The 26,764-nt window shown below is 64.9% G+C and carries 22 protein-coding genes, 1 tRNA gene and 2 rRNA genes (1 of these 25 only partly in view); 13 read left to right on the top strand and 12 right to left on the bottom strand.

Translation table 11 applies throughout. The features are described 5' to 3' along the window. From ATE64_RS13945 to ATE64_RS13935, 3 genes are all read left to right on the top strand, one after another. Positions 1-2,675 (top strand): 23S ribosomal RNA (locus ATE64_RS13945); it begins 116 nt to the left of the window's first position. A gap of 115 nt (positions 2,676-2,790) precedes the next feature. Beyond that, positions 2,791-2,905, top strand: a 5S ribosomal RNA gene (rrf, locus tag ATE64_RS13940). Positions 2,906-3,017: 112 nt separating this feature from the next. After that, positions 3,018-3,094: transfer RNA gene (locus ATE64_RS13935), tRNA-Met, on the top strand. A gap of 160 nt (positions 3,095-3,254) precedes the next feature. Here the strand turns inward: ATE64_RS13935 and ATE64_RS21735 are convergent. Continuing rightward, on the bottom strand, positions 3,255-3,461 hold the full coding sequence (locus ATE64_RS21735) for a hypothetical protein (RefSeq protein WP_156416523.1): 207 nt from the start codon (positions 3,459-3,461) through the stop codon (positions 3,255-3,257). Between ATE64_RS21735 and ATE64_RS13930 the strand changes: the two genes are divergently transcribed. Then, positions 3,460-5,802 (top strand): TonB-dependent receptor, encoded by a 2,343-nt coding sequence (locus tag ATE64_RS13930; RefSeq protein ID WP_058454982.1) that lies wholly within the window; start codon positions 3,460-3,462, stop codon positions 5,800-5,802. The two genes, ATE64_RS21735 and ATE64_RS13930, sit on opposite strands and share 2 nt — an antisense overlap. A gap of 39 nt (positions 5,803-5,841) precedes the next feature. Here ATE64_RS13930 and ATE64_RS13925 read toward each other — a convergent pair whose 3' ends face one another. Next, positions 5,842-7,248, bottom strand: a complete 1,407-nt coding sequence (locus ATE64_RS13925; RefSeq protein WP_231729087.1) for an isoprenylcysteine carboxylmethyltransferase family protein — start codon at positions 7,246-7,248, stop codon at positions 5,842-5,844. Positions 7,249-7,479: 231 nt separating this feature from the next. Here ATE64_RS13925 and ATE64_RS13920 point away from each other — a divergent pair, with 231 nt between their 5' ends. The 3 genes from ATE64_RS13920 (at position 7,480) to ATE64_RS13910 (ending at position 11,809) form a co-directional block, all read left to right on the top strand. Beyond that, positions 7,480-8,679 carry a M23 family metallopeptidase gene (locus tag ATE64_RS13920; protein WP_231729086.1) on the top strand — a complete coding sequence of 400 codons (1,200 nt, stop codon included), beginning with the start codon at positions 7,480-7,482 and terminating at the stop codon, positions 8,677-8,679. 1 nt (position 8,680) lies between these two features. Continuing rightward, a complete protein-coding gene (locus ATE64_RS13915; protein ID WP_058454983.1) occupies positions 8,681-9,070 on the top strand; it encodes a polymer-forming cytoskeletal protein in 390 nt (129 codons plus the stop codon). Between the two features lie 432 nt (positions 9,071-9,502). Further along, positions 9,503-11,809 carry a patatin-like protein gene (locus tag ATE64_RS13910; protein WP_058454984.1) on the top strand — a complete coding sequence of 769 codons (2,307 nt, stop codon included), beginning with the start codon at positions 9,503-9,505 and terminating at the stop codon, positions 11,807-11,809. A gap of 116 nt (positions 11,810-11,925) precedes the next feature. Here the strand turns inward: ATE64_RS13910 and dnaJ are convergent, their stop codons facing one another. Together dnaJ and dnaK are read right to left on the bottom strand one after the other, a co-directional pair. Next, positions 11,926-13,062 carry a molecular chaperone DnaJ gene (dnaJ, locus tag ATE64_RS13905; protein WP_058454985.1) on the bottom strand — a complete coding sequence of 379 codons (1,137 nt, stop codon included), beginning with the start codon at positions 13,060-13,062 and terminating at the stop codon, positions 11,926-11,928. A gap of 57 nt (positions 13,063-13,119) precedes the next feature. Continuing rightward, positions 13,120-15,024, bottom strand: coding sequence for a molecular chaperone DnaK (gene dnaK / locus ATE64_RS13900; protein WP_058454986.1), 1,905 nt, complete (start codon positions 15,022-15,024; stop codon positions 13,120-13,122). A 154-nt stretch (positions 15,025-15,178) separates the two neighbouring features. On the opposite strand from dnaK, the gene ATE64_RS13895 reads away from it, so the two are divergent. Genes ATE64_RS13895 through ATE64_RS13875 form a run of 5 tightly spaced genes read left to right on the top strand, consistent with a single transcriptional unit; the run spans position 15,179 to position 18,689 of the window. Beyond that, entirely contained in the window at positions 15,179-15,736 is a 558-nt protein-coding gene (locus ATE64_RS13895; protein WP_058454987.1) for a copper chaperone PCu(A)C, read from the top strand. Between the two features lie 6 nt (positions 15,737-15,742). Then, complete coding sequence (locus tag ATE64_RS13890; RefSeq protein WP_058454988.1) at positions 15,743-16,240, top strand: hypothetical protein; 498 nt, start codon at positions 15,743-15,745, stop codon at positions 16,238-16,240. Continuing rightward, positions 16,237-16,812: a hypothetical protein gene (locus ATE64_RS13885; RefSeq protein ID WP_058454989.1), complete on the top strand. Its 576-nt coding sequence runs from the start codon at positions 16,237-16,239 to the stop codon at positions 16,810-16,812. The genes ATE64_RS13890 and ATE64_RS13885 overlap by 4 nt, the downstream gene beginning before the upstream one ends. A gap of 27 nt (positions 16,813-16,839) precedes the next feature. After that, entirely contained in the window at positions 16,840-17,283 is a 444-nt protein-coding gene (locus ATE64_RS13880; protein WP_058454990.1) for a PH domain-containing protein, read from the top strand. A 50-nt stretch (positions 17,284-17,333) separates the two neighbouring features. Then, on the top strand, positions 17,334-18,689 hold the full coding sequence (locus ATE64_RS13875; RefSeq protein ID WP_058454991.1) for a DNA recombination protein RmuC: 1,356 nt from the start codon (positions 17,334-17,336) through the stop codon (positions 18,687-18,689). Between the two features lie 32 nt (positions 18,690-18,721). Here ATE64_RS13875 and ATE64_RS13870 read toward each other — a convergent pair whose 3' ends face one another. The 8 genes from ATE64_RS13870 to ATE64_RS13835 all read right to left on the bottom strand — a co-directional run bounded on the left by ATE64_RS13870 (position 18,722) and on the right by ATE64_RS13835 (position 24,873). Next, a complete protein-coding gene (locus tag ATE64_RS13870; RefSeq protein WP_058455134.1) occupies positions 18,722-19,417 on the bottom strand; it encodes an META domain-containing protein in 696 nt (231 codons plus the stop codon). A 170-nt stretch (positions 19,418-19,587) separates the two neighbouring features. Continuing rightward, on the bottom strand, positions 19,588-20,406 hold the full coding sequence (locus tag ATE64_RS13865) for an RNA methyltransferase (protein WP_058454992.1): 819 nt from the start codon (positions 20,404-20,406) through the stop codon (positions 19,588-19,590). Between the two features lie 4 nt (positions 20,407-20,410). Beyond that, positions 20,411-20,689, bottom strand: coding sequence for an HPr family phosphocarrier protein (locus ATE64_RS13860; RefSeq protein WP_058454993.1), 279 nt, complete (start codon positions 20,687-20,689; stop codon positions 20,411-20,413). Next, a complete protein-coding gene (locus ATE64_RS13855) occupies positions 20,686-21,114 on the bottom strand; it encodes a PTS sugar transporter subunit IIA (protein ID WP_058454994.1) in 429 nt (142 codons plus the stop codon). The genes ATE64_RS13860 and ATE64_RS13855 overlap by 4 nt, the downstream gene beginning before the upstream one ends. Positions 21,115-21,128: 14 nt before the next feature. Continuing rightward, entirely contained in the window at positions 21,129-22,070 is a 942-nt protein-coding gene (rapZ, locus tag ATE64_RS13850; protein ID WP_058454995.1) for an RNase adapter RapZ, read from the bottom strand. Continuing rightward, positions 22,067-22,513, bottom strand: coding sequence for a serine kinase (locus ATE64_RS13845; RefSeq protein WP_058454996.1), 447 nt, complete (start codon positions 22,511-22,513; stop codon positions 22,067-22,069). The genes rapZ and ATE64_RS13845 overlap by 4 nt, the downstream gene beginning before the upstream one ends. A gap of 55 nt (positions 22,514-22,568) precedes the next feature. Further along, positions 22,569-24,173: an ATP-binding protein gene (locus ATE64_RS13840; protein ID WP_058454997.1), complete on the bottom strand. Its 1,605-nt coding sequence runs from the start codon at positions 24,171-24,173 to the stop codon at positions 22,569-22,571. After that, the gene (locus ATE64_RS13835) at positions 24,163-24,873 is read right to left on the bottom strand and encodes a response regulator transcription factor (RefSeq protein ID WP_058454998.1); all 711 of its coding nucleotides are present in this window, start codon (positions 24,871-24,873) and stop codon (positions 24,163-24,165) included. The genes ATE64_RS13840 and ATE64_RS13835 overlap by 11 nt, the downstream gene beginning before the upstream one ends. A 247-nt stretch (positions 24,874-25,120) precedes the next feature. Between ATE64_RS13835 and ATE64_RS13830 the strand changes: the two genes are divergently transcribed. After that, positions 25,121-26,722 (top strand): phosphoenolpyruvate carboxykinase, encoded by a 1,602-nt coding sequence (locus tag ATE64_RS13830; RefSeq protein ID WP_058454999.1) that lies wholly within the window; start codon positions 25,121-25,123, stop codon positions 26,720-26,722. The last annotated feature ends 42 nt before the right edge of the window (positions 26,723-26,764 follow it).

The raw sequence follows: 26,764 nt of genomic DNA, 5'->3' as shown, positions 1-26,764 counted from the left end.
ATGGGGAAACCCACCCTCACCATTTAATTTCGCCGCCGAGCAATCGGCGTCGAAGGTTAAATGGGAAGGGTATCACCGAAGTGAATACATAGCTTTGGTGAAGCGAACCCGGGGAACTGAAACATCTCAGTACCCGGAGGAAAGGACATCAACAGAGACTCCGTTAGTAGTGGCGAGCGAACGCGGACCAGGCCAATGCCTTTGATTCAACTAGCAGAACCTTCTGGAAAGTAGGGCCATAGCGGGTGACAGCCCCGTATGCGAAAGTGATGTCAAAGGATTTGAGTAGGGCGGGACACGTGAAATCCTGTCTGAACGTAGGGGGACCACCCTCTAAGCCTAAGTACTCCTGTATGACCGATAGTGAACCAGTACCGTGAGGGAAAGGTGAAAAGCACCCCGATGAGGGGAGTGAAACAGTACCTGAAACCGAACGCCTACAAGCAGTAGGAGGGCCCTTGAGGCCTGACTGCGTACCTCTTGCATAATGGGTCTGTGACTTAGTGTATCAAGCAAGCTTAAGCCGTTAGGTGTAGGCGCAGCGAAAGCGAGTCTGAATAGGGCGACATAGTTTGATGCATTAGACCCGAAACCCGGTGATCTAGGCATGACCAGGCTGAAGGTGCGGTAACACGCACTGGAGGGCCGAACCGTTCAATGTTGAAAAATTGTCGGATGAGTTGTGTTTAGGGGTGAAAGGCCAATCAAACCGGGAAATAGCTGGTTCTCCGCGAAATCTATTGAGGTAGAGCGTCGGATGAATACCATGGGGGGTAGAGCACTGGATGGATGCGGGGGTCGCGAGATCTACCAATTCTAACCAAACTCCGAATACCCATGAGTACTATCCGGCAGACAGACGGCGGGTGCTAAGGTCCGTCGTCAAAAGGGAAACAGCCCTGACCTACAGCTAAGGTCCCCAAGTCATCACTAAGTGGGAAAGCATGTGGGAATCCCAAAACAACCAGGAGGTTGGCTTAGAAGCAGCCATCCTTTAAAGAAAGCGTAACAGCTCACTGGTCTAAATAAGGGTTCCTGCGGCGAAAATGTAACGGGGCTAAAGTGATGCACCGAAGCTTAGGGTGTGTAGCAATACACGCGGTAGCGGAGCGTTCCGTAGGCTGATGAAGCGGTCTGGTAATGGGCCGTGGAGGTATCGGAAGTGCGAATGCAGACATGAGTAGCGATAAAGAGGGTGAGATGCCCTCTCGCCGAAATCCCAAGGGTTCCTGCTTAAAGCTAATCTGAGCAGGGTAAGCCGGCCCCTAAGACGAGCCCGAAGGGGGTAGTCGATGGGAACCACGTTAATATTCGTGGGCCTGGAGGTGTGTGACGGATCTCGTAAATTGTCTGACCTTATTGGATTGGTCAGGCTTTGAAGAGGTTCCAGGAAATAGCCCCTCCATTATAGACCGTACCCTAAACCGACACAGGTGGGATGGTAGAGTATACCAAGGCGCTTGAGAGAAGTCTCCTGAAGGAACTCGGCAAATTGCCTCCGTACCTTCGGAAGAAGGAGGCCCCACATTTGGGCAACCATTTGTGGGGGGCACAGGCCAGGGGGTAGCGACTGTTTAGCAAAAACACAGGGCTCTGCTAAGTCGGCTTCAAGACGACGTATAGGGCCTGACGCCTGCCCGGTGCCTGAAGGTTAAGTGGAGGGGTGCAAGCTCCGAAATGAAGCCCAGGTAAACGGCGGCCGTAACTATAACGGTCCTAAGGTAGCGAAATTCCTTGTCGGGTAAGTTCCGACCTGCACGAATGGCGTAACGACTTCCCCACTGTCTCCAGGAGATGCTCAGCGAAATTGAATTCTCCGTGAAGATGCGGAGTACCCGCGGTTAGACGGAAAGACCCCGTGCACCTTTACTGCAGCTTCAGAGTGGCATTAGGAAAGAACTGTGTAGCATAGGTGGGAGGCTTTGAAGCACTGGCGCCAGCCGGTGTGGAGCCATAGGTGAAATACCACCCTGTTGTTTTCTGATGTCTAACCTCGATCCATGAAACTGGATCAGGGACCCTCTGTGGCGGGTAGTTTGACTGGGGCGGTCGCCTCCTAAAGAGTAACGGAGGCGCGCGATGGTAGGCTCAGGACGGTTGGAAACCGTCTGTTAGAGTGCAATGGCATAAGCCTGCCTGACTGCGAGACTGACGAGTCGAGCAGAGACGAAAGTCGGTCATAGTGATCCGGTGGTCCCGAGTGGAAGGGCCATCGCTCAACGGATAAAAGGTACGCCGGGGATAACAGGCTGATGATTCCCAAGAGCTCATATCGACGGAATCGTTTGGCACCTCGATGTCGGCTCATCACATCCTGGGGCTGGAGCAGGTCCCAAGGGTTTGGCTGTTCGCCAATTAAAGTGGTACGTGAGCTGGGTTCAGAACGTCGTGAGACAGTTTGGTCCCTATCTGCCGTGGGCGTCGAAATTTGAGAGGAGTTGACCCTAGTACGAGAGGACCGGGTTGAACATACCTCTGGTGTACCTGTCGTGGCGCCAGCCGCGCAGCAGGGTAGCTATGTATGGACGGGATAACCGCTGAAAGCATCTAAGCGGGAAGCCTCCCTCAAGATAAGATTTCTTAGAGCCGTGGAAGACCACCACGTTGATAGATCGGATGTAGAAGCGCGGTAACGCGTGGAGCTAACCGATACTAATTGCTCTATTCGCACTTTAGAGTCCCGCCATCAACGACAAGCCTGACGGGTTTGTCCGCGATAGTGGATGATTGATCAGACAGTATTGCACGGACATCGATTGAAAGACTTTTGACCCTACGCCGGCTTCATTGCTTGGTGACCATGGCGTCAGTGACCCACCCGATCCCATCTCGAACTCGGCCGTGAAACCTGACAGCGCCGATGGTACTACCGCTTAAGCGTTGGAAGAGTAGGACGTCGCCAGGCATTGCAGCCGACGTAAGGTCGAAAAGAAACCCATTCACAAAGTTAGAGGCCGGCAGAGATGCCGGCCTTTGGCTGTTTTTGGCGGTCCTGAAAGGGAAAAGCCGCTGGTTGACGCGGGATGGAGCAGCCCGGTAGCTCGTCAGGCTCATAACCTGAAGGTCGTAGGTTCAAATCCTACTCCCGCAACCAAAATTAGCCCGCTTTCTCGATGAGTTAGCGGGCTTTTTCGTGTCTGGCGCGGGCGCGCCTTCATCGCCGAGGAAGTGTCTGAAAAGGGGTGGATTCCAGACATTCGTCATCCCGGACTTGATCCGGGATCCACTGCAGCGCTGAAGTCATGGACCCCGGATCAAGTCCGGGGTGACGATGATGGATAGGGCAGCAATCGGCCGAAACCGGCCATCCCCTCGCCTCGAAAGTGAAGCAATTGCGCAACACTGTTGACATGATCGTCAGCAGCCCGTGCTTCGCCGATTGATCGCGGCGGCGCGGATCGCCAAAGAGCGGTTGGTTTTTCGCTCTCCCAACGTTCACTCTGTTTCAGGAAGCTCGCCATGCGCCTTTTTCCTTCCGCTACCGCTATAGCCCCCGTCCTCGCCATCCTCGCCGCCGGCTGGGCCGCCCCCGCCGCCGCGCAGGACGCCGCCCCCGCCGCCGAAGAAGGCCAGCTGGGCGAGATCATCGTCACCGCGCAGCGCCGCGAAGAGAATCTGCAGGACGTGCCGATCTCGATCACCGCGGTCTCGGGCGACAAGCTCGACGCGATCGGCGCCGGCGGCCAGGACGTCCGCTCGCTGTCGGCCAAGGTGCCCAGCCTTATGGTCGAATCCTCGTTCGGCCGCACCTTCCCGCGCTTCTATATCCGCGGTCTCGGCAACACCGATTTCGACTTCAACGCGTCGCAGCCGGTCAGCCTTGTCTATGACGATGTGGTCCTCGAAAACCCGATCCTGAAGGGCTTCCCGGTGTTCGATATCGAACGCGTCGAAGTGCTGCGCGGGCCGCAGGGCACGCTGTTCGGCCGCAACACCCCCGCGGGCATCGTCAAGTTTGACTCGGTGAAGCCGAAGGATGAGTTCGGCGGTTACGGCCGCATTTCCTATGGCCGCTTCAACGCGATCAACGCGCAGGGCGCCGTCGGCGGCCCGCTCGGCGACAAGGTCGCGATCCGCGTGTCGGGGCTCTACCAGCGCCAGGACGATTATGTGGACAATGTCGTCCCCAGCGGCACCACCAAGGACGCGTTCGAGGGCTTCGACGAGCTCGCGCTCCGCTTCCAGGGCCTCGTCAAGCCGACCGACAATCTCGAAATCCTGCTGACCGGCCAGCTCCGCCGCCTCAACGGCACCGCGCGCCTGTTCCGCGCCAATGTCTTCACGCGCGGCGAGACCGGGCTCAACGACAATTTCGACCGCTACCGCGTCTCGACCGACGGCAAGAATGAACAGCGCGTGCGCACCGGCAATGCCTCGGCGCGCGTCAACTGGGATCTCGGCCCGGTCTCGCTGATCTCGGTCACCAGCCTGTGGAAGGGTCACGCGACCTCGGTCGGCGACGTCGACGGCGGTTTCGGCGCCAACTTCCTGCCGCCGAACCTCTATGGCCCCGGCGACATCCCCTTCACCGCCGAAACGCGCGACAGCGTGCCGAAACTGCGCCAGTTCACGCAGGAAGTCCGCCTCGAAAGCAACGGTAACGGCCCGCTCTCCTATCAGGCCGGCTTCTTCTACTTCGACGAGGATCTCGACATCCTCAGCGAGAATTACTCGACCCTCGGCGACCCGAACAACGCCGTCGGCGGCGTGAACATCGTCGTCGCGCAGGAACAGCACAGCAAGGCCTATGGCGTCTTCGGCTCGCTGACCTATCACCTCACCGACCAGCTCAGCGTCACCGGCGGCGTCCGCTACAACGACGACAAGCGCCGCTATACCGTGGTACGCAGCAAGGACACGCAGTTCCCGAACTTCCTGCAGAACCCGCTCGGCACGGTGAACCGCCGCGTCAGCGATAACAATGTCACGTGGGACGCGAACATCGCCTATGCCGCGACCGACGACATCAACCTCTATGCCCGCGTCGCGCGCGGCTATCGCGCGCCGAGCATCCAGGGCCGTATCCTCTTCCCGCCGGCGACCGCCACCCCGCTCGAATCGGGCGTGACGATCGGCGATTCGGAAACGATCACCTCCTATGAGGCGGGGGTGAAGTCGACCGTCCTGGGCGGCCGCGGCCGCATCAACCTGTCGGGCTTCCTCTACAACCTCAACGATGCGCAGCTCACCGCGGTCGGTGGCGGGGTCAACGCGAACCGCCTGATCAACGCCGACAATGTCCGCGGCTATGGCTTCGAACTCGATGTCGAACTGATGCCGGTCGACCGGCTGCTGCTCACCGCGGGCCTCAGCTACAACCATACCGAGATCCGCGACCCGAACCTGACCACCGCGGCGTGCGGCGCGACGCGCGTCGACCTGCTGCCCGGCGATCCGTCGCTCTGCACCGTGCTCGACCCGATCGTCGTTCCGGCGGCGCCGTTCGCGGCCGCGATCGTCAACATCGACGGCAACAGCCTGCCGCAGTCGCCGCGCTGGATCGCGAACTGGACCGCCAAATATGGCGTCCCGGTCGGAGACGGCGAGGTCTATGTCTATACCGACTGGTCGTACCGTTCGAAGATCAACTTCTTCCTCTATGAATCGGTCGAGTTCCAGGACAAGCGCCTGCTCGAGGGCGGCGTGCGCGTCGGGTACAAGACCGATCATTACGACTTCGCCGCGTTCGTCCGCAACGTGACCAACGACACTTCGGCGGTCGGCGGGATCGACTTCAACAACCTGACCGGCTTCGTCAACGAGCCCCGCATCTGGGGCGTCGAAGCCGCGTTCAAATTCTGACGATGCGAGCGGGCGGGCGCCGTACGGCGTCCGCCCCTGTCAGGCGACCGGCCCGACGCGCGGATCGGGTTCGAGGCGAATGAGCGGGCGCGCCCGTCCCGTCAGCTTCGCGAACAGGCGCGGCACCAGGGCATTCGCCTGCGCCCAGTTCCAATAGGCCTGATAGGCGGGATCGGCGAGGAGATGCTTTTCCTCGGTCTTGGCGCGCCAGTAATAGACCCCGCTGACCAGCCCGAGCAGGACCGTGTTGCGCACCGCCTCGATCGGCCCTCCGGCGGTGACGAGGAAGGGGAGCGAGCCGACCCACCAGCTCAGATTCTTCGATACATAGGCGGGATGGCGCGTGAAGGCATAGGGGCCGTGGGTGATGACGCCGCGGTGCGTCAGGTTCGAAAAGCGGATGCCGAACGCCATCGTCGCCCAGGCATAGACCGCAACGAGAGCGAACAGCAGCGCCGCCCAGAGCGCCATCAGCGTGTCGTGCCCCTGCAGCCAATAGCCCCAGTCGGCGCCGTTGACCTGATAGTCGAGCGGGCCGCCGTTCATCAGGATGAAGGGCGGGTAGCAGACGAGCGCCGCGACCCAGCCCATGAAATAGGGGTTCGCCGTCCGGATGTGCGAATCGAGCGGCTTCATCGTCAGTATATAGCCGACGGTCGCGATATGGACGTCGACGAGGTAGAGGATGTTGATCGCCCAGATGCCGGTCATATAGGGGTTGGCGAGCACGTCGCTCCACCCGACGGTGACCAGCGCGGCGAAATTGCCCGGCACGATCGACAGCATGAAGGCGGTGAAAAAGCCCTTCACCGCCCAGGCGCGGAAATGATGCGCGATCGCACGGCCGTCGACCGGCTGGCCGGGCGCGATCATCCAGCGGCCGAACTGGTAACAGCCGTCGCGCGGCTCGACCATGCGGCGGTCGAGCCAGAGCGTATAGGGCACCGAGACCAGCAGCAGCCACGGCACGACGCGCTCGAGCAGGTCCATCGAAAAGGCGTAGCTGCCCTCCCAATAATAGCGCATCGTCGCATAGAAACCCGCGAGCAGAAGCCAGGTCGCCCAGAGCCCGGCGAGCTTGGTCAGGCTGATGTCGAGCGTGTCGCGCCACGGGCGGCGCTGGTTCCAGTCGATCCCGGTCGAGGGATTGCGGTGCACCTTGTCGACGAACAGCGACCACAGCACCATCGGCACGCCGCAGGCGAGCACGCTGACGATTGCCGAATTGGGCCCGCTCATCGGACCGCGGTCGCCCCAGTCGACGCCAAGGAAGGCGGCGATATCCGGGGCGTGGCGCGCGATGAGCAGATACCCCAAAAGGCCGATCAGGCCGACGATCCCGACCCCCGCGCTGACCGCCGAGCGCGGACGGCGGCGGCTCGCAGGCGCCTGTTCCTGAAGGGCATTTGCGCTTGCGGGGATCGGGGTATCGGACATGTCGGTCACCCTCTTTCCCTACCCCGAAATGGTAAGCAAGCCGTCAATGTTAACAGGCGATTCGCGGGCCTGAATCCTCCCAAAATGGCGCCATTGGCGCCCTTTGACACCGTTCACCGCGAGTCATGTTCGACTCGGCGCGACTCGCCCCGCAATGATTCGCAAGGGGGTTCGCGCGCTGGTAAGGCGCCCTCCAAGCGGGGCGGAGGGCTCCACAGAACAACAAGATGGGGTCGCCACTTGTCTTCGAAATTAACGGGCCTGCGCCATTGGCGGCAGCGCGTCTCGGCGCTGTTTCAGGACCATGAAATCTTCATCCGCACGCACGGTCACGTGCGTTTCCTTCGCGTCAGCGCGGTCTGGCAAAAGCGCGTCGCGCTCATCGCCGGCGCGGTGCTGCTTGCCTGGGCGGGCGTGACGCTCGCGATACTGGCGAACCAGATGCTGAGTTCGGGCGAGCGCGCCGAAGTCGCGGCGCAGAAGGCCGCGGCAACCGCCGCCGAAGCCCGCATCGCCAAATATCGCGACCGCGTTGCCGAAACCGCCGCCGACCTCGAAGAGCGGCAGGACCAGCTCGACGAATGGTCGGAGACGCACTTCGGCGTCGAACCCGCGGCGGTGACGCCCGAAGCCGGCACCGAAGCGAAGGCCGAGCCCGCGACGCTCGAAACCAGCGCGATCGACCCGAACCTGCCGCCCGAGGCGCAGGCGCTCGCCCGCATCGAAAAGCGTCAGGAACGGTTCGCGGCGCGCCTGCTGGCGGCGGTGAACGAGCGCGCGGCAAAGGCCGAGGTCGCGGTCGCAAAGCTCGGGCTCGATCCCCGGGCGCTCGTCCGCAACGCCGCGTCCGGCCGCGGCGGTCCCTTCATCCCCTATCGCGGCACGACCGGCAAGGCGAAGGCGTTCGGCGCCTCGTTCGCCGCGCTCGAGGGCGCGCTGTTCCGCATGGAAGTGCTCGAACGCACGCTCGTCGCGGTGCCCTCGGGCAAGCCTGCCGACGTGCTGATGCTCTCGTCGAGCTTCGGCTATCGCAGCGACCCCTTCACCGGCGCCGGCGCGATGCACGCCGGGCTCGATTTCCCCGGGCCGCTCGGCACCCCGATCCTCGCCGCCGCCCCCGGCCGCGTCGTCTTCGTCGGGCAGAAGTCGGGGTATGGCAATGTCGTCGAGGTCGATCACGGCCAGGGCATCCTGACCCGCTACGCGCACCTGTCGGGTTTCAACACCGCGGTGGGCGCGCAGGTCGCCGCAGGCCAGCAGATCGCCAAGATGGGCTCGACCGGCCGTTCGACCGGCAGCCACCTGCATTTCGAAGTTCGTTTGAACGGGGTCGCGGTCAACCCGCGCCGCTTCCTGGAGGCCAAAGCCGATGTTCTTGAAGTCAAAGACGACGCCCGACAGCGAGTCGGCGCCCTCGCTGCCAGCCGCACTGCCAGCTAAGATGGCGACCGGCGCGCGTCACACGACCTTTTCGGTCCTCGGATCGGACGTGGTCATCACCGGCAACGTCTCGGCCAGCGTCGACCTGCACGTCGACGGCAAGATCGACGGTGACCTGAAATGCGCCAACCTGGTGCAGGGCGAGGCGAGCGAGATCAAGGGCGCGGTGATCGCCGATACCGCGAAGATCGCGGGCCTGCTCGACGGATCGATCGAGGCCAAGACGCTGATCGTCCATGCCACCGCGCGGATCACCGGCGACGTCACCTATGAAACGATCACGATCGAAAACGGCGGCAAGGTCGAGGGCAAGCTCTCGCACCGCCGCGCCGGCGCGGTGAAGTCGCCGCCGCCGCTCGAGGTGGTCGAGAATAAGTCGGTCGGCGCCTGATTCCCGAGCCGTCCGGCCAGCGCCGGTCACAGGCCTTGCCGGGCTTTTTTGCGAAGGACGGCTTTGGGGTGGATTCCAGACCTTCGTCATCCCGGACTTGATCCGGGATCCATTGCAGCGCCGAATTCGTGGACCCCGGATCAAGTCCGGGATGACGAAGAGGGAATTATCCTCCCTGCGGCGCAGCCGTGGGGAGGGGGACCGTCGCCGCAGGTGATGGTGGAGGGGCCGCAACGTCGGCGCAAAAGCCCCTCCGTCAGCGCTGCGCGCTGCCACCTCCCCATGGCTGCGCCACAGGGAGGAACGAATGTCCACCTTCGGTCGTTTCCGCCCATGCGATCCAGATCGGCGCCAGTGGCAGCCGACGCCCGGTTTCCGTCATTCCGTCTGAAAAGGTGACGGCGCCCCCCAAAGCGCGCTATCATTGTCGCGATGCGGGAAAAGGAACTGCGCTTCGCCCTGATTTGCTACGGCGGCATCAGCCTCGCCGTCTATATGCACGGCATTACCAAAGAGGTCTGGCGGCTCGCCGCGGCGTCGCGCGCCTTTCATGAGGGGCGGCCACAGCAGGGTTCGGGGCGCGTCTATGGCGAGTTGCTCACCGCGCTCGGCGAGCGCGGCGGGGTCAGGCTGCGGGTCATGGCCGACATCGTCGCGGGGGCGAGCGCGGGCGGGATCAACGGCATCTTCCTCGCGCGGGCGATCGCGACGGGCCAGTCGCTCGATCCGCTGACCGAGCTGTGGCTGAAGGATGCCGACGTCGATTATCTGCTCGACCCCGACGCGCGGCCGCTGTCGGCGGCGACCAAATTCTGGGCGGTGCCGATCGCGGGCTGGGCGATGAAACGGCGCGGCAACGTGATCGACCGGACGGTTGGCGAGGGCGCGCAGGAGGAGGTGCGCGCCAAGCTGTCGCGCTTCGTGCGTGCGCGCTGGTTCGAACCGCCCTTCGGCGGCGAGACCTTTTCGAACCTGCTGCTCGATGCGTTCGATGCGATGGACAGCGGGCCGGTCGGGCCGTCGCTGGTGCCCACGGGCCAGCCGGTCGACCTGTTCGTCTCGGTCACCGATTTTGCGGGGCACAGCGCGCCGCTGTCGCTCAACAGTCCGCCGCGCGTCACCGAGCAGGAACATCGGCTGGTGATCCATTTCCGGCAAGACCCGAAGGCGGCCGACGGGCTGGACGATGTGCCGGCGCTCGCCGCGGCGGCGCGCGCGACCGCAAGCTTTCCGGGTGCTTTCCCGCCCTTCACGTTGCGCGAGCTCGACCGCGTGCTGGGCAAGCGCGGGATCGAATGGCCCGGCCGCGACGCCTTCATCCGCGCGCAACTTCCCGCAGGCGGCGAGGCCGATCCGGCCGACCGCGTGCTGATCGACGGATCGGTGCTTGCCAACGCACCCTTCCGCCCCGCGATCGCCGCGCTCAAGCAGCGGCCCGCGCGGCGCGAGATCGACCGGCGCTTCGTCTATATCGATCCTAAGCCCGACTACCGCTCGATCAGCTTCGGCAAGCCCGGCGAGGCAACGGCGGGGGACGAGAAGAAGCTTCCGGGCTTCATGTCGACGATCCTCGGCGCGCTGTCCGAAATTCCGCGCGAACAACCGATTCGCGACAATGTCGAGGCGATCGAGGGCATGTCACGGCGCATCCGGCGGATGCAGTACATCATCGACGCGATGAAGGTCGAGGTCGAGGAACAGGTCGCGGCGCTGTTCGGCACCACCTTCTTCCTCGACACGCCGACCCCCGCGCGGTTGCAGAAATGGCGCGCGAAGGCGCAGGATCAGGCCTCGGCGCGCGCAGGCTTCGCTTATGCGCCTTATGGCCACCTCAAACTGTCGGCGGTGGTCGAGGAACTGGTCGGCACGGTCGACCGGCTCGCGCCGCCCGAGGGCGACATCCACCAGCGCAATCGCCGCAACGCGCTGTGGGACGAGGTGCGGGCGCGCGGGCTCGACCGGCTGTCGGGACGGCGCGGGCTGGGCGCAAGCGACGATGCGGTGGTGTTTTTCCGCACCCACGACCTGGGGTTCCGTATCCGCCGCTTGCGCTTTCTCGCGCGCGAGCTCGACCGCGTCGTCGAGGCGAAGCGCGAGGCGCGCGACCCGGCGTGCGATGCGATGCGCGACGCGATCTATGCGGCGCTGGGCCAATATGTCGAGCGCGAGGGCGATGACTGGCTGTCCGAGGTCGACGTGCCCGCCGACGCCGGTGCGGCGGCATGGATCGACGCGATCGGCGCGCGCCGCGACCTGATCGGCGCCGATGCCGAGGCCGATAATCTGGTCGCCGAAGGGCTCGCGCAGCTCCCCAAGGACGACCGGCGCAAGATGCTGCTCGCCTACCTCGGCTACCCCTTTTACGACATCGCGACCCTGCCGCTGTTGCAGGGCGAGGGGTTCGACGAGTTCGATCCGATCAAGGTCGATCGTATCTCGCCGTCGGACGCGACCGCCATCCGCACCGGCGGGGCGGGGGCGATGCTGAAGGGGATCGAGTTCAACAGCTTCGGCGCCTTTTTCAGCCGCGCGTACCGCGAGAATGACTATCTGTGGGGGCGGCTCCACGGCGCCGACCGGCTGGTCGATATCGTCGCGAGCAGCGTGGCGGGCGCCTTGAGCGCGGAGGAACTGGCGGCGATCAAGCGCCGCGCCTTCCATGCGATCCTCGACGAGGAGGAAAGCCGGCTGCCGCAGGTGAAGGCGCTGATCGACGAGCTGCGGGTGGAAATCGGTTAGATGGGTTCGTCATCCCCGCGAAAGCGGGGTCGCAGAGCGCGCATCGGCTTACTCTGCCCCTGGGTTCCCGCTTTTGCGGGAATGACGATGTTTGGTATGTCGACGAGAGGGCCGGATCACTCCGTCAGATCGTCCCACATTTCCTTGATGCGCCCGAAGAAACCCTGGCTCGCGGGGCATTCCTCACCCGTCTCGGTCTCGCGGAACTCGCAGAGCAATTCCTTCTGCCGCGCGCTGAGCTTCGTCGGTGTCTCGACGTCGATCTGGACGACGAGGTCGCCCGTACCCCGGCCGTTGAGCACCGGCATCCCCGCGCCGCGCTGGCGGAGCTGCTTGCCCGACTGGATGCCCGCGGGAATGGCGATGTCGTGCTTCTTGCCGTCGAGCCCGGGGATGGTGATCGACCCGCCGAGCGCTGCGGTGGTGAAGCTGATCGGCGCGCGCGTGAACAGCGTCGTACCCTCGCGCTCGAACACCTTGTGCCGCGCCATGTGGAGGAAGATGTAGAGGTCGCCGGGCGCCGCACCGCGCGCGCCGCTTTCGCCTTCACCCGACAGGCGGATCCGCGTTCCCTCGTCGACCCCCGGCGGGATGGTGACGGTCAGCGTCTTGCGCCGGTCGACGCGGCCTTCGCCATGGCATGTATTGCAGGGGTCGGCGATGACCTCGCCCGCGCCCTGACAGGTCGGGCAGGTGCGTTCGACCATGAAGAAGCCCTGCTGTGCGCGGACCTTGCCGTGGCCGGCGCAGGTCGAGCAGCGATTGGTCCGCGTGCCGGGCTTGGCGCCCGAGCCGTCGCATGCCTCGCAGCGCCCGGCGACGTCGACCTGAATCTCGCGCTCGCAGCCGGCGAAGGCGTCTTCGAGCTTGATCTCCATGTCGTAGCGCAGGTCGGCGCCGCGCGCGGGACCGCGCTGCTGGCGCCCGCCGCCACCAAAGGCCGAACCGAAGATCGATTCGAAAATATCGCCGATGTCGCCGAAATCGGAGGCATTGGCGCCGAAGCCGCCGCCGGGCCCGCCGTTCTGGAACGCCGCCTTGCCGAACCGGTCATAGGCGGCGCGCTTCTGCGGGTCCTTCAGACAGTCATAGGCTTCGTTGATCGCCTTGAACCGCGCTTCGCTGTCGCCGCACCCCGGATTCTTGTCGGGGTGATATTGCATCGCGAGCTTGCGGTACGCCGACTTCAGCGTCTTGTCGTCGGCGTTGCGCTCGACTTCGAGCAATTCGTAATAATCGATGTCGAGCGACATTCTCTGACCCCGTCATCCCCGCCGCGCCCAAAGGACGCGGCGGGGAGAGTTTCCTGCTTACTTCTTGTCGTCTTCGACTTCCGAGAATTCGGCATCGACGACATCTTCGTCGGCCTTCTGCTCGCCAGCGTCGGCGGCGGGCGATGCCGCGGCCTGCTGTTCCTTCTCGTAGATCGCCTGGCCCAGCTTCATCGCGACCTGCGCGAGCGCCTGCGCCTTTTCGGTCATCGCGGCGCTGTCGCCGCCTTCGACGGCCGTCTTGGCTTCGGCGATCGCCGCCTCGATCTCGCCCTTGAGGCCGGGGTCGACCTTGTCGGCGTGCTCTTCGAGCTGGCGTTCGGTCGTGTGGATCAGGCTTTCGGCGTTGTTCTTCGCCTCCGCCGCCTCACGGCGCTTCTTGTCCTCTTCGGCAAACTGCTCGGCGTCCTTGACCATCTGTTCGATGTCGGCGTCGCTGAGGCCGCCCGAGGCCTGGATCTTGATCTGCTGTTCCTTGCCGGTGCCCTTGTCCTTGGCGTGGACCGACACGATGCCGTTGGCGTCGATGTCGAAGGTCACCTCGATCTGCGGCACGCCGCGCGGCGCCGGCGGGATGCCGACGAGGTCGAACTGGCCAAGCATCTTGTTGTCGGCGGCCATTTCGCGTTCGCCCTGGAAGACGCGGATCGTCACCGCCGACTGGTTGTCGTCGGCGGTCGAGTAGACTTGCGACTTCTTGGTCGGGATCGTGGTGTTGCGGTCGATCATGCGCGTGAATACGCCGCCCAGCGTCTCGATGCCGAGCGACAGCGGGGTCACGTCGAGCAGCAGCACGTCCTTGACGTCGCCCTGCAGCACGCCCGCCTGGATCGCGGCGCCGATCGCGACGACTTCGTCGGGGTTCACGCCGGTGTGCGGTTCCTTGCCGAAGAAATCCTTCACGACGTCGCGGACGCGCGGCATGCGCGTCATGCCGCCGACGAGCACGACCTCGTCGATCTCGCTCGCCGAAACGCCGGCGTCCTTGATCGCCTTCTTGCAGGGTTCGAGCGTGCGCTTGATCAGATCCTCGACCAGCTTTTCCAGGTCGGCGCGGGTGATCGTTTTCACCAGGTGCTTCGGCCCGTTGGCGTCGGCGGTGATGAAAGGCAGGTTGACCTCGGTCGTCGCGGCCGACGACAGTTCGATCTTCGCCTTTTCGGCGGCTTCCTTCAGACGCTGCAGCGCGAGCTTGTCCGAACGCAGGTCGATGCCCTCGTCCTTCTTGAAGGTGTCGGCGAGATATTCGACGATCTTGCTGTCGAAATCCTCGCCCCCGAGGAAGGTGTCGCCGTTGGTCGACTTCACCTCGAACACGCCGTCGCCCACCTCGAGAATCGAGATGTCGAAGGTGCCGCCGCCAAGGTCATAGACGGCGATCGTCTTGTTCTCGGTCTTGTCGAGGCCATAGGCGAGCGCGGCCGCGGTCGGCTCGTTGATGATGCGCAGCACTTCGAGGCCCGCGATCTTGCCGGCGTCCTTGGTCGCCTGACGCTGGGCGTCGTTGAAGTAAGCGGGAACGGTGATGACCGCCTGCTCGACCTTTTCGCCGAGATAGGCCTCGGCGGTTTCCTTCATCTTCTGGAGGATATAGGCGCTGATCTGCGACGGCGAATAATCCTCGCCGCCCGCCTTGACCCATGCGTCGCCGTTGGTGCCCTTGACGATCGTATAGGGGACGAGCTCCATATCCTTCTTGGTCATGGGGTCGTCGAAGCGGCGGCCGATAAGGCGCTTCACCGCAAAAATCGTGTTCTCGGGGTTGGTGACAGCCTGGCGCTTTGCCGGCTGGCCGATGAGGCGCTCGCCATCCTTTGCGAAGGCGACGATCGACGGCGTCGTGCGCGTGCCTTCGACATTTTCGATAACCTTGGGCTTCCCGCCTTCCATCACCGCGACGCAGCTGTTCGTGGTGCCGAGGTCGATCCCGATCACTTTGGCCATATTATCAACGTCCTTGTTGCTTCTTGGGCGCCCTCAAAAGGCACGCCTCACATGGAAATGTTGTGGGCGATATAGGTGCGCTTTAGCTTGGCACAAGGGCTTTGACGGCTTATCTGGACGATGAAAATTGACGCATTTCGGGAGTCCCAGAACGATGAAGCCCTTCGCACGCCGCGCTTTGATCGGTGCAGCCCTTGGCGCCGCCGCGCTCACGCTGACCGGGTGCAAGGAGAATCTGGGCGCCGGACCGCAGCTCAATGTGGTCGGCGGCTATATCCAGCTGGGCGCGACGCCCGACCGACCGGCGGTTGGTTATTTCACGGTCACCGGCGGGCCGCGCGATGTAAAACTGATGGCGGTGACCGCCGACCTCGCGCAGCGCGTCGAAATGCACGAGAGCGTCAAGGAAAATGGCGTGGTGACGATGAAGCCGCTGATGAGCGCCGATGTGCCCGCCGAAGGCAAGCTGCAGTTCAAGCCCGGCGGCAAGCATCTGATGATCTGGAACATCAACCCCGCCGCGGTGCGCGCTGGCAAGCTGCCGATGGCATTCGTGTTCACCAACAACAATAACGAACGCATCCTCTTCGACCTGCCGATCAAGCAGGCGTCGGCGGCCGGGGGCGATGAGGGGATGGCGATGGACCATAGCAAGATGGGCCATGGCGCGATGGGGGCTGAAGAGCCGGCTGTGGACGCGGCGAAGAAATAAGCGCGGGTGGCGCGGCCGTCGCGACCCCTCACGACCGGTGAAATCGCGCTCGCCCGGACGGTTTTCGGCGATGCGATCGATTATGCGCGCGTGCGCGTGCGCCGATACAAATGGATATTCTTCCAGCCGCGCCGCATCGTGATGGCGCCGATGGGCGATTTGCATTTCCACCCCAAGGGCGGCGTATATTGCGACGATTTCTCCTGCCCGGCGGGCGGGCGCGACGCGGAATTGCAGGCCAAAGGGCTATTTCTCCACGAAATGACGCATGTCTGGCAGGCGCAGCGGCGCGGGCGCTGGTATCTGGTGCTGATGCGGCATCCGTTCGCGACCTATGACTACAGCCTCAAACCCGGCTGGCCGCTCGAACGTTACGGGCTGGAGCAGCAGGCCGAGATCGTCCGGCACTACTGGCTTCTGACGCAGGGCCGGCTTGTCGGTGGCGCGCCCGACGCCCAATCCTATCGCGCGATCCTGCCGGCCGAGTGGGGAGCGGGAGCGTGAGCGATTTCGAGTTCGTCTTCGCGCTCTACAGCCTGCTTCTCGGCCTCTCGATGGTCGAGCTGCTCGGCGGGCTCGGGCGCGCGCTCGAGGCGCGGTTCGCGGCGGAGGCCGAGAAGGAGCGGTTCGCGATCGGGTGGCTGACGCCGCTCCTCGCGGTGTTCGTGATGCTCGACCTGCTGTCGTTCTGGGCCTCGGCATGGCGCGTGAAGGCGGATGTCGTCGTATCGTCGACCGCGCTGATGGCGGTGGTCGCTTTCGCCGGCCTCTATTTTCTCGCAGCGCGACTCGTTTTTCCCTCGCATCCCGAGGGGTTTGCCAATCTGGATACCCATTATTTCCGCGTGCGCCGACTGGTGTTCGGCCTGCTGCTTGTGCTGCTGGGCGCGCAACTCGCCTATTTCCTCAATCATCCCGACCTGTCGCGGCTACTGTTTCGGCCGTTTCCGCTCGGGATGACGCTGCTCTTCGTCGCGCTCGTCGTGGCGGCGATGGGGGTGAAAGGGCGGCGCGCGAGCATCGCGATCCTGTCGCTGCTGATCGCGCGCTATATTGTTGCCAATCTGATCGTTTAGGCCAATCTGATCATGGGGGAGGTGCATATGCCCGAAGTTCTCGATCGCTTCCGTTCCTCGACTTGGGGCTGGCTGCGCGGCACGCTCGTCGGCTGGCTGACCCTGCTGCTCTGCCTCGTCGGGGTCGGCTTCCTGATCATCCTGGTCCAGTGGATCCGCAATCTCGACATGACCTATGAGCTGACCGAGGACCGGCTGATCCTGCGCAAGGGGATTTTCGTCAAAAGCGTCGACGAGATCGAACTCTATCGGGTGAAGGACGTGCGCATGGATTTCACGCTGATCAATCAATGGGCGGGAATCGGAACGATCAGCATCGATTCATCCGACGAGACGACACGCGAGGGCGCGCTTGTGATGCCGCATATCGACCGTGCGGCCGAACGGCGCGAGGAACTGCGCCGGCTCGTCGACGCGGCGCGGCAGAAGCGCCGCGTGCGCGAACTCGACGTCGCGAGCGATCTCCTCTGAGGGGATTTTAGCGCTAGCCAGAAGGGCGGTGTTCGATCTATGTTCCGCGCATGGATATCACCGCGCTCGTCATCGCCCTTGCCGCTCTCTGTCTCGGCGGCCTGATCGGCTGGCTGCTCGCCGGGCGGCAGGCGGGGGCGCTCAAGGCCGAGCGCGATGGATTGTCCGAGCGATTCAAGGCGGCGGTGGCCGATCTGGCGGCCGAGGCCGAGGCGCGCAAGGCGGCGGACCTCAAACTCGCGTCGCTGCTTGCCGAACAGCGCGCCCGCGAGGAGGCGCACGAGGCGCAGATCGCCCAGCTTCGCGACGCGCAGACGGCGCTCACCGCGCAGTTCCGCGAAGTCGGGCAGGCGATGCTCGGCGAAGCGCAAAAGGCGTTTCTCGAGCGCGCCGAGCAGCGCTTCAAGCAGAGCGAGGAGACGGCGGGGCAGAACCTCAAGGCCTTGCTGTCGCCGGTCCACGAGCGGCTGCAGAAATATGAGGAAGCGGTGGGCAAGGTCGAGGCCGAGCGCCGCGACGCCTTCGGGCTGCTCCACGGTCAGATCGCCGCGATGCGCGAGGGCACCGAACGCGTGTCGAGCGAGGCGGCGAAGCTCGTCAACGCGCTCCGCAACGCCCCCAAGGCGCGCGGGCGCTGGGGCGAGCAGCAACTGCGCAACGTCCTCGAAAGCTGTGGGCTTTCAGAACATGCCGATTTCCAGACCGAGGTCAGCGTTGCCGACGGCGACGGCGGGCGGCTGCGCCCCGACGTCGTCGTGAAGGTGCCCGGCGGGCAGAGCCTCGTCATCGACGCCAAGGTGTCGCTCAACGCCTATCAGGATGCGTTCGGCGCGGTCGACGAGAGCGAGAAGGCGGTGCATCTCGCCGCGCACGCCGCGGCGATGAAGGCGCATGTCAACACGCTCGGCGCCAAATCCTACTGGAACCAGTTCGACGACACCCCCGACTTCGTCGTGATGTTCGTCCCCGGCGAGCATTTTCTTGCCGCCGCGCTCGATCAGGATCATGAGCTCTGGGACTATGCGTTCGAGCGCAAGGTGCTGCTCGCGACCCCGACCAACCTGATCGCGATCGCGCGCACTGTCGCGGCGGTGTGGCGGCAGGAGAAGCTCGCGGGACAGGCGCGCGAGATCGCGGCGCTGGGCAAGGAACTCTATGCGCGCATGTCGGTGATGGGATCGCACATCGCGCGCGTCGGCAAGAACCTCGATCAGGCGACCGGGGCGTACAACGCCTTCGTCGGCAGCTTTGAATCTCAGGTGCTGACGCAGGCGAAGCGTTTCGAGGCGCTCGATGTCGAGACCGGCGACAGGGAAATCGCCCCGCTTCCCGTCGCCGAACAGACCGCGCGCCCGCTGGCGAAGCTAGCCAGCGCTCCAGCCGCAGTGAACGACGCGAGCCAGTAGCACCGTTGCCCCCGCCTGTGCGCGGGCGATGCTCAGATCGCGCGCTTCAATACTGCCGTCTGCCCATCGGCTCCGGTGATTTCCAGCGTGCCGTCGCTCGGGAAGCTCAGGGTAACCGGGCCGCGCATCAGGGCGAAGAAGGCGCTTTCCTGCATCATGCCCGCACCGGGACACGCCATTTTCGTCGCCATCAGCGGCCCTGCGGTCAGCGTGCGGCCTTCGACCTTGTAGCTGCCGGAAAAGCGGTTGCATCCCGCGCTGCCGCTGAGCCGCTCGCCGTCGAATTGCAGCGAGGTCGGGCGGTCGCCCGCTACCGGCGCGCCGCCGATCGACACGAAGGTCCAGCTCGTCCCCGCCAGTTCGCCGGGCGGCAGCACTCCGCCGCCGCAACCCTTCACCGTCTTGCCGTCGGCGGTGACCGTCACCGTGTCGCGATAGCGGCGGTCGCTCATCCCGTCGCTGCATGTCGCGTGCGTGACGTCGACCGTCAGTCGGTCGGTGACATAGCGCTCGCCATTGAAACTCGGGCGCGCACCGGGGTTGGCGACGGCGATCTTCGTCTCGCCATAGTCGCCGTTGTAACCAAGCCGTTCGGGGGTGATCTCCAGCGTCCAGCCGGGCTCGGTGCCGAGCGCGAAATAGGCGGCGGGCTTCGGACCCTGCGGCGGCTCGGCGACGGGTGCGCAGGCAGTGAGGGCGGACAGAGCGAGCAGCGGCAACATACGCATCGTGGGGGCGGCCTTTCCATTCTCGTCACCCTGAAGTTGGTTCAGGGTCCATGGCGCGACCATTTCCTTGGCGTGACGCTGAACGGGGGCGCCGGTCATGGATGCTGAAACACGTTCGGCATGACGAATATGCACTAAATCGGCGCGCGTGTCTCGACGATGAACCGGCGCTAACGCGTCCGCCGCTGGTTCAGCACCTCATAGGCCATGACCGCGGCCGCCACCGCGGCGTTCAGGCTGTCGGCCTTGCCCATCATCGGCATCTTCACGCGCACGTCGGCGGCCGCGGCATAGTCCTCGGGCATCCCCTGCGATTCATTGCCGATGAGGATGAAGGTCGGGGCCGCATAGCGCACCGCCTGATAATCCTGCGTATCGTCGCCGAGCCAGGTCGCCACCAGCTGGCCGGGACCGCTGCGCAGCCAGGGAAGGAATTCCTCCCAGCGTGCCTGCACAAGGCGCTGGGTGAAAATCGCCCCCATGCTCGCGCGGACCGCCTCGACCGCATAGGGATCGGTCGACTCGTCGAGCAGGATCAGCCCGCCCGCGCCGACCGCATCGCCGGTGCGCAGCATCGTGCCGAGATTGCCCGGATCGCGCAGCCGCTCGGCGACGAGCCAGATCGGCGCAGCGGTGCGGTCGAGGTCGGTCAGTGCGGTTTTCGGTTCGGCATAGATGCCGACGATCGTCTGCGCATTGTCCTTGCCCGACAGTTTGGAGAGGATGGCGGGCGTCGTGTCGATCACCTCGCCGCCGTTCGCGAGCGTCGCCTCGACCAGCGCCCGTGCGAGCGGATGCGCGGCGCCTTCCTCGGCGAGGAACAGCCATTGCGGCAGCACGCCTGCCTCGCGTGCCTCGGTCGCGATGCGCAGCCCCTCGGCCAGGAACAGCCCCTCGGCGCGCCGGTGCCGCTTTTCGCGCAGCAGGCGCATCCGCTTGACCAGCGGGTTGGAAAGGCTTTCGATGCGGCTGCGGCGACCGGTCGCCATGGGATCAATCCTCGCCGAAGCTGTCCTTGACCAGCCCGACGAGCTTCAGCAGCGCGGCATCGGCGCCGTCGCCGCGGGTGTGGATCGTGATGCTGTCGCCCTTCGCGGCGCCAAGCATCATCAGCCCCATGATCGAGGTGCCGTTGACGCGCGACCCGCCCTTTTCGACCTCGACCGACACGGTGTCGGGCAGGCGGCTGACGAAGGTCACGAACTTGGCGCTCGCGCGTGCATGGAGTCCCCGCTGGTTGGTGATCTCGACCGTTTCGCTGGCTTCGCTCATGGCCCCACTCCCAACATCTCCGATGCGACGGAGATATATTTCTGGCCCGCTTCTCTCGCCGCGGTCACCGCGGCGCGCAGGTCCATCGTCTTGCGCGCGCTTTCGAGCCGGATCAGCATCGGCAGGTTGACGCCCGCGATCACCTCGGTTCGGCCGCTTTCGAGCAGGCTGATCGCGAGGTTCGACGGCGTGCCGCCGAACAGGTCGGTCAGCATGATCACGCCGCGCCCCTCATCGACGTTGCGAATCGCGTCGGCGATTTCCTTGCGGCGCATCTCCATATTGTCGTTGGGGCCGATGCAGACGGTGGCGATCGCGCGCTGCGGGCCGACGACATGCTCCATCGCGGTCACCATTTCCTCGGCCAGCCGGCCGTGGGTCACGAGGACCATCCCGAGGAGCGGCAGTGCTTTGTCGGTGGGCATGTAATGCGAGACCCTTATCTGTTGCCGACGGCCGCGGGAGCTGCGGGCGGGGGCTTGCCCTCAAGCCCATCTTGCGGCGCCGAGTCAAGATTGCGGTGGGTCAGCACTGGCTCATAACCGGACTCGCGTAGCGTTTGGGCAACACGCGATGCGACATGGACCGAGCGGTGGCGTCCGCCGGTGCAGCCGAAGGCGATGGTGACATAGCTTTTGCCCTCGGCGCGGTAGCGCGGGAGCAGGGTCAGGATCAGCCTTTCGATCTGCGCGACGCTGTCGGCATAGGCAGGATCGGCCATCACATAGGCCGCGACATCGGCGTCGAGCCCGGTGCCGGGCTTGAGCTTCGGATCCCAGTGCGGGTTGCGCAGATAGCGCATGTCGAACACCAGGTCGGCGTTGCGCGGCAGGCCGCGCGCGAAGCCGAAGCTCAGCACATTTAGGACCGGCGCGCCCTCTTCGGTGTCGCCGAACCGCTGGCGGACCTCCTGTTGCAGGTCGTTGCTGCTGTAGTTGGTGGTGTCGACGACATGCTCGGCCCAGCGGCGGAGCGGCTCCATCATCTCGCGTTCGCGCGCGATGCCGTCGGCGGCGGGGCGATCCTCGGCCATCGGATGGCGGCGACGCGTTTCGGAGAAACGGCGTTCGAGCTCGGCGCCGGCGCAGTCGAGGAACAGGGTCTGGACATCGCGGCCGCCGTTCTCGCGCAATTCCTTGATCTGTTTGACGAGCAGCGCGGGCCGAAAGCCGCGGCTGCGGCTGTCGATCCCGACCGCGATCGGCCGATGCGCCTCGCTGCGCTTTACCGGTGCCTCGATCAGCGCATCGAGCAGCGCGAGCGGCAGATTGTCGACGACCTCCCAGCCCAGATCCTCGAGCACCTTGAGCGCGGTCGACTTGCCCGCGCCCGAGAGTCCCGTGACGAGGAGCAGGCGCGGCTCTGCGGCGGCGGCGGTCATCGCTCGGGAGCCAGCCGTTCCAGCGCGAGCAGGATCTTGATCGGGGCGGAGGCTTCGAAGGCCGAGAGCAGCAGCGCGGGAAGCGGATGGCCCGCGACCATCTCGACCTGACCCACCGCCGGCATGCGGTCGTAGCGGTCGCTCAGCCGCACCGCGAGTGCGAGCGGCACCGGCGCGGTCCACGGCTTTTCGACGATGCCGATCCCGCGTACCTCGAGCTTGCCGGCAAGCGCTTCGGGCGGGCGGCACCACAGCCGCTCGCGGTCGTACCAGATATCGCAGCGGTCGTCGGCGACCAGCCGCGCTCCCTTGTCGATCAGCCGCAGCGCGAGGTCGGACTTGCCCTGTCCCGAATTGCCGAGGATCAGCACCCCACCACTGCCCGCCGCGACGCAGCTGGCGTGGATATTCTGGATCTCGGGCTTGGTCCGGCTCGGGAACATCACCGGGGCTTAACGGCGATGTTACGCCGCTGCAAGGAAGATGGGGCGGCGAGCGTTAACCCTGCTCTTCCGATCGTTCGCGCGCGGGCAGGGTGATCAGCAGGCTCGCGCCGCGCTTGCCGTCGTCGCGGTCGCGCGCGGAAATCGTTCCCTGGTGCCCCTCGATGATCGTCCGGGCGATCGCCAGCCCCAGTCCGCTATGCTTGCCGAACGCTTCGTCGCGCGGCCTTTCGCTGTGAAATCGGCGAAAGATGGCCTCGCGCTGGTCGGGGTCGATGCCCGGGCCGTCGTCGTCGACGCGAATATGCACCTCGTCGCCGAGCCTCGTCGCCGCGATACAGACGAGGCCCGCATCGGGGGAGAAGCTGATCGCATTGTCGATGACATTGTCGATCGCACGTTCGAGGCGATGGCCGTCGCCCATCACCGTCGTCGTGCCCTTGCGCGGGCGGGCGAAGGCGATGCGGGGGTTCGGCGCGTTCCGCGCGCGCGCGGCGCGGCCCGCGAGCATCGATTCGATCATCAATCCGATGTCGATCGGCTCGAACAGGGTGCGCGAGAGCTGCGCGTCGATGCGGCTCGCATCGCTGATGTCGGTGACGAGCCGGTCGAGGCGGCGGACATCCTCGTCGGCGATGGCGAGCAATTGCTCGCGCTGCGCGTCGGTCGTGACGCGTCCCAGTCCCTCGATCGCCGAGCGGACCGACGCGATCGGATTCTTGAGCTCGTGCGTCACGTCGGCCGCGAAATGCTCGCCCGCGTCGATGCGTTCGCGCAGCGCCTGCGTCATGTCCGACAACGCGCGCGCGAGCGTGCCGATCTCGTCGCGCCGGCTCGGCAGGCGCGGGACGACGACCTCGCGCGCGCGGCCCAGCCGGACGCGCACGGCGGCGCGCGCAAGCCGGCGCAAGGGGCGGACGATCGTGCGCGCGAGGAACAGCGAAAGAAGGACCGAGGTGATCAGCACCATCGAGACGACGATCGCGAGCCGCAGGCGCTCGGCGCGGACGGTGCGGGTGATGTCGCGCGCGTTGAGCGTCATCATCATCACCTCGGGTGTTTCGAGGTCGACGACGCGCGCCGCGCTGAGCAGCGGGGTGCGTTCGGGGGCGTAGCGGAAACGGCTGCTCGCCTTGCCGGTGCGGAACGCTTCGACGACCTCGGGCCAGGCCCCGCCCACATCGATTCGCGGCTCCTCGAAATCGGGATAGGTCGGCGCGCCGACGATCCAGTCGATGCCGCGGTCCATCGCCCGCGCGGCATCGCGCTTCCATGGCTGCAGATCGGGGTCGCGCAGCGTGTAGGTCGGCGCACCGGTCGTGAAACTGTCCGACAGCTTGGCGCCGCCGGGCGCATAGAAGCGCAGCCGCGATTCGGTCGCGCGGGTGAAGCTGTCGATCAGACGCTGGCGCTGGTCGGGGCGGGCCGCCTCGAGCGCCTCGTCGAGCTGCGCGAGCTGGTCGGCCATCACGTCCATGCGGGTGTCGACAAGGCGGGTGCGATAGGTGTCGAGGTAGAAGAAGCCGCCGCCGAACAGGATGATCGCAAGGATGTTGACCGCAAGGATGCGCGTCGTCAGCGACCAGCGCGCCGACCAGACGAGCGGTGCCTCTTCCTGCTCGGCAAGGCTACCCTCGGGGCGCTTGCCGTCAGCCGTCATCGGAAAAGCGGTAGCCCGCCCCGTACAGGGTCGCGATGGCGTCGAATTCGGGGTCGACCTCGCGGAATTTCCGGCGCAGCCGCTTGATGTGGCTGTCGATCGTCCGGTCGTCGATATAGACATCGTCCTGATAGGCCGCGTCCATCAACTGGTTGCGGCTGCGCACGATGCCGGGGCGCGACGCCAGCGTTTCCAGGATCAGGAATTCGGTGACGGTCAGGGTGACGTCCTTGCCGTCCCAGCTCACCTTGTGGCGCGCCGGGTCCATCGTCAGCCGGCCGCGGCTGATCGGATCGGCGACGGGTTCCTCATCCTCGCTCGGCGACGCACGGTTGAGCTCGACGCGGCGCAGGATCGCCCGGATGCGCGCAATCACCAGCCGCTGCGAGAAGGGCTTGGCGATATAATCGTCGGCGCCCATCGCGAGACCCAGCGCTTCGTCGATCTCGTCGTCCTTGCTGGTCAGGAAGATCACCGGAAGCTGGCTTTTCTCGCGGAGGCGCCGCAGCAGTTCGAGGCCGTCCATGCGCGGCATCTTGACGTCGAACACGGCAAGATCGGGCGGATTGTCGATCAGCGGCTTCAGCGCCGCCTCGCCGTCCGAATAGACGCGCACGACAAAGCCTTCGGCCTGCAGCGCGATCGACAGGGATTGCAGGATATTGCGGTCGTCGTCGACCAGCGCGATGGTTGCCGTCATGCTCTTTCCATTGGGCGGACCAACGAGCGATTAGCCGATAAGGGGCCGAGCGACAACCGGGCCCGACCGGCCGGTTATTTACCCTTTAATCTTTTGACCTCGGCCCTCATCCTCGCTAACGCGGCCGGGATTTCGGAATCGACGTATCCGTCGGCACCCCATGGTCATGCGGGCCCAACGCTTTCGCATGGCATGCCCTGCATACCTATGCATAAGGTGCGGTCGGGACAGAGGAGAGGCGAGAAAAATGACGAAGCTTGCGATCGGCACCGACACCGTCGACACGAAGGCCGACGTAGCCGAAAACCTTGGCACCTCGGCGTTGATCGAGGAAGCAATCCGGGGCGGCGAGGGCCTGCTCGCCAAGGATGGCCCGCTGGTCGTCCAGACCGGCAAGCACACCGGGCGCAGCGCCAAGGACAAGTTCATCGTCCAGGACGACGAGACGCGGGGCACCATCTGGTGGGGCAAGACCAACGTCCCGATGACGCCCGAGCATTTTGCGGCGCTGAAGGCTGACTTCTTTGCGCACCTTGCCGATCGCCCGCGGCTTTATCGTCAGCAGCTGTTCGGCGGTTCGCAGCCCGAGCATCGCGTCGGCGTGCAGGTCATCACCGAATTCGCCTGGCACAGCCAGTTCATCCGCACCCTGCTCTGCCGCCCGACCGCGGCGGAGCTCGCGGCGTTCGTGGCCGAATATACGATCGTCGACCTGCCGAGCTTCCGCGCCGACCCCGCAAAGCACGGCACGCGAACCGAAACGGTGATCGCGGTGAACTTCACCGAAAAGCTGATCCTGATCGGCGGCACGCAGTATGCCGGCGAGATGAAGAAGTCGGTGTTCGGCATCCTCAACTATCTGCTCCCCGTAAAGGGCGTGATGCCGATGCACTGCTCGGCGAATATCGGTCCCAATGGCGACACGGCGGTCTTCTTCGGCCTCAGCGGCACCGGCAAGACGACCTTGTCGGCCGACGCGTCGCGCACGCTGATCGGCGACGACGAGCATGGCTGGTCGGACACCGCGGTCTTCAATTTCGAGGGCGGCTGCTACGCCAAGATGATCCGCCTCTCGCCCGAGGCCGAGCCCGAGATTTTCGCGACGACCAAGCGCTTCGGCACGGTGCTCGAAAATGTCGTGATGGACCCCGAGACGCGCGAACTCGACTTCGACGACGCAACGCTCGCGGAGAACAGCCGCGGCTCGTACCCCATCGACTTCATTCCGAACACGTCGGAAAAGAACATGGGTCCGGTACCGAAGACGGTGATCATGCTGACCGCCGACGCCTATGGCGTGCTGCCTCCGATCGCGAAGCTGACCCCCGATCAGGCGATGTACCACTTCCTTTCGGGCTATACCGCGCGCGTCGCGGGGACCGAGATCGGCGTGACCGAGCCCGAAGCGACCTTCTCGACCTGCTTCGGTGCGCCCTTCATGCCGCGCCACCCGTCGGTCTATGGCAATCTCCTCAAGGAACGCATCGCCAAGGGCGGGGTGCAGTGCTGGCTGGTCAACACCGGCTGGACCGGCGGCATGGCGACGATGGACGGCATCAAGCGCATGCCGATCAAGGCGACGCGCGCGCTGCTCAATGCCGCGCTCGACGGCAGCCTGAACGACGCCGAGTTCCGCAAGGACCCGAACTTCGGTTTCATGGTGCCGGTTGCGGTTCCGGGCGTCGACAGCGCGCTGCTCGACCCGCGCGAAGCCTGGGCCGACAAGGCCGCCTATGACCGCACCGCCCAAACGCTGGTCGGGCAATTCATCGACAATTTCGAGCAATTTGCCGAGCATGTCGACGAAGGCGTCCGTCAGGCCGCGCCGCAGGCGGCCGTCGCAGCATAATCAGCCCGGATCTTCCGGGTGCTCCATCACCCGGAAGGACCG

The sequence above is a fragment of the Sphingopyxis sp. H073 genome (assembly GCF_001468395.1).
Taxonomy (GTDB): domain Bacteria; phylum Pseudomonadota; class Alphaproteobacteria; order Sphingomonadales; family Sphingomonadaceae; genus Sphingopyxis.
Note: the sequence above shows the minus strand (reverse complement) of the source record. Positions and strands in the feature narration are given on the sequence as shown.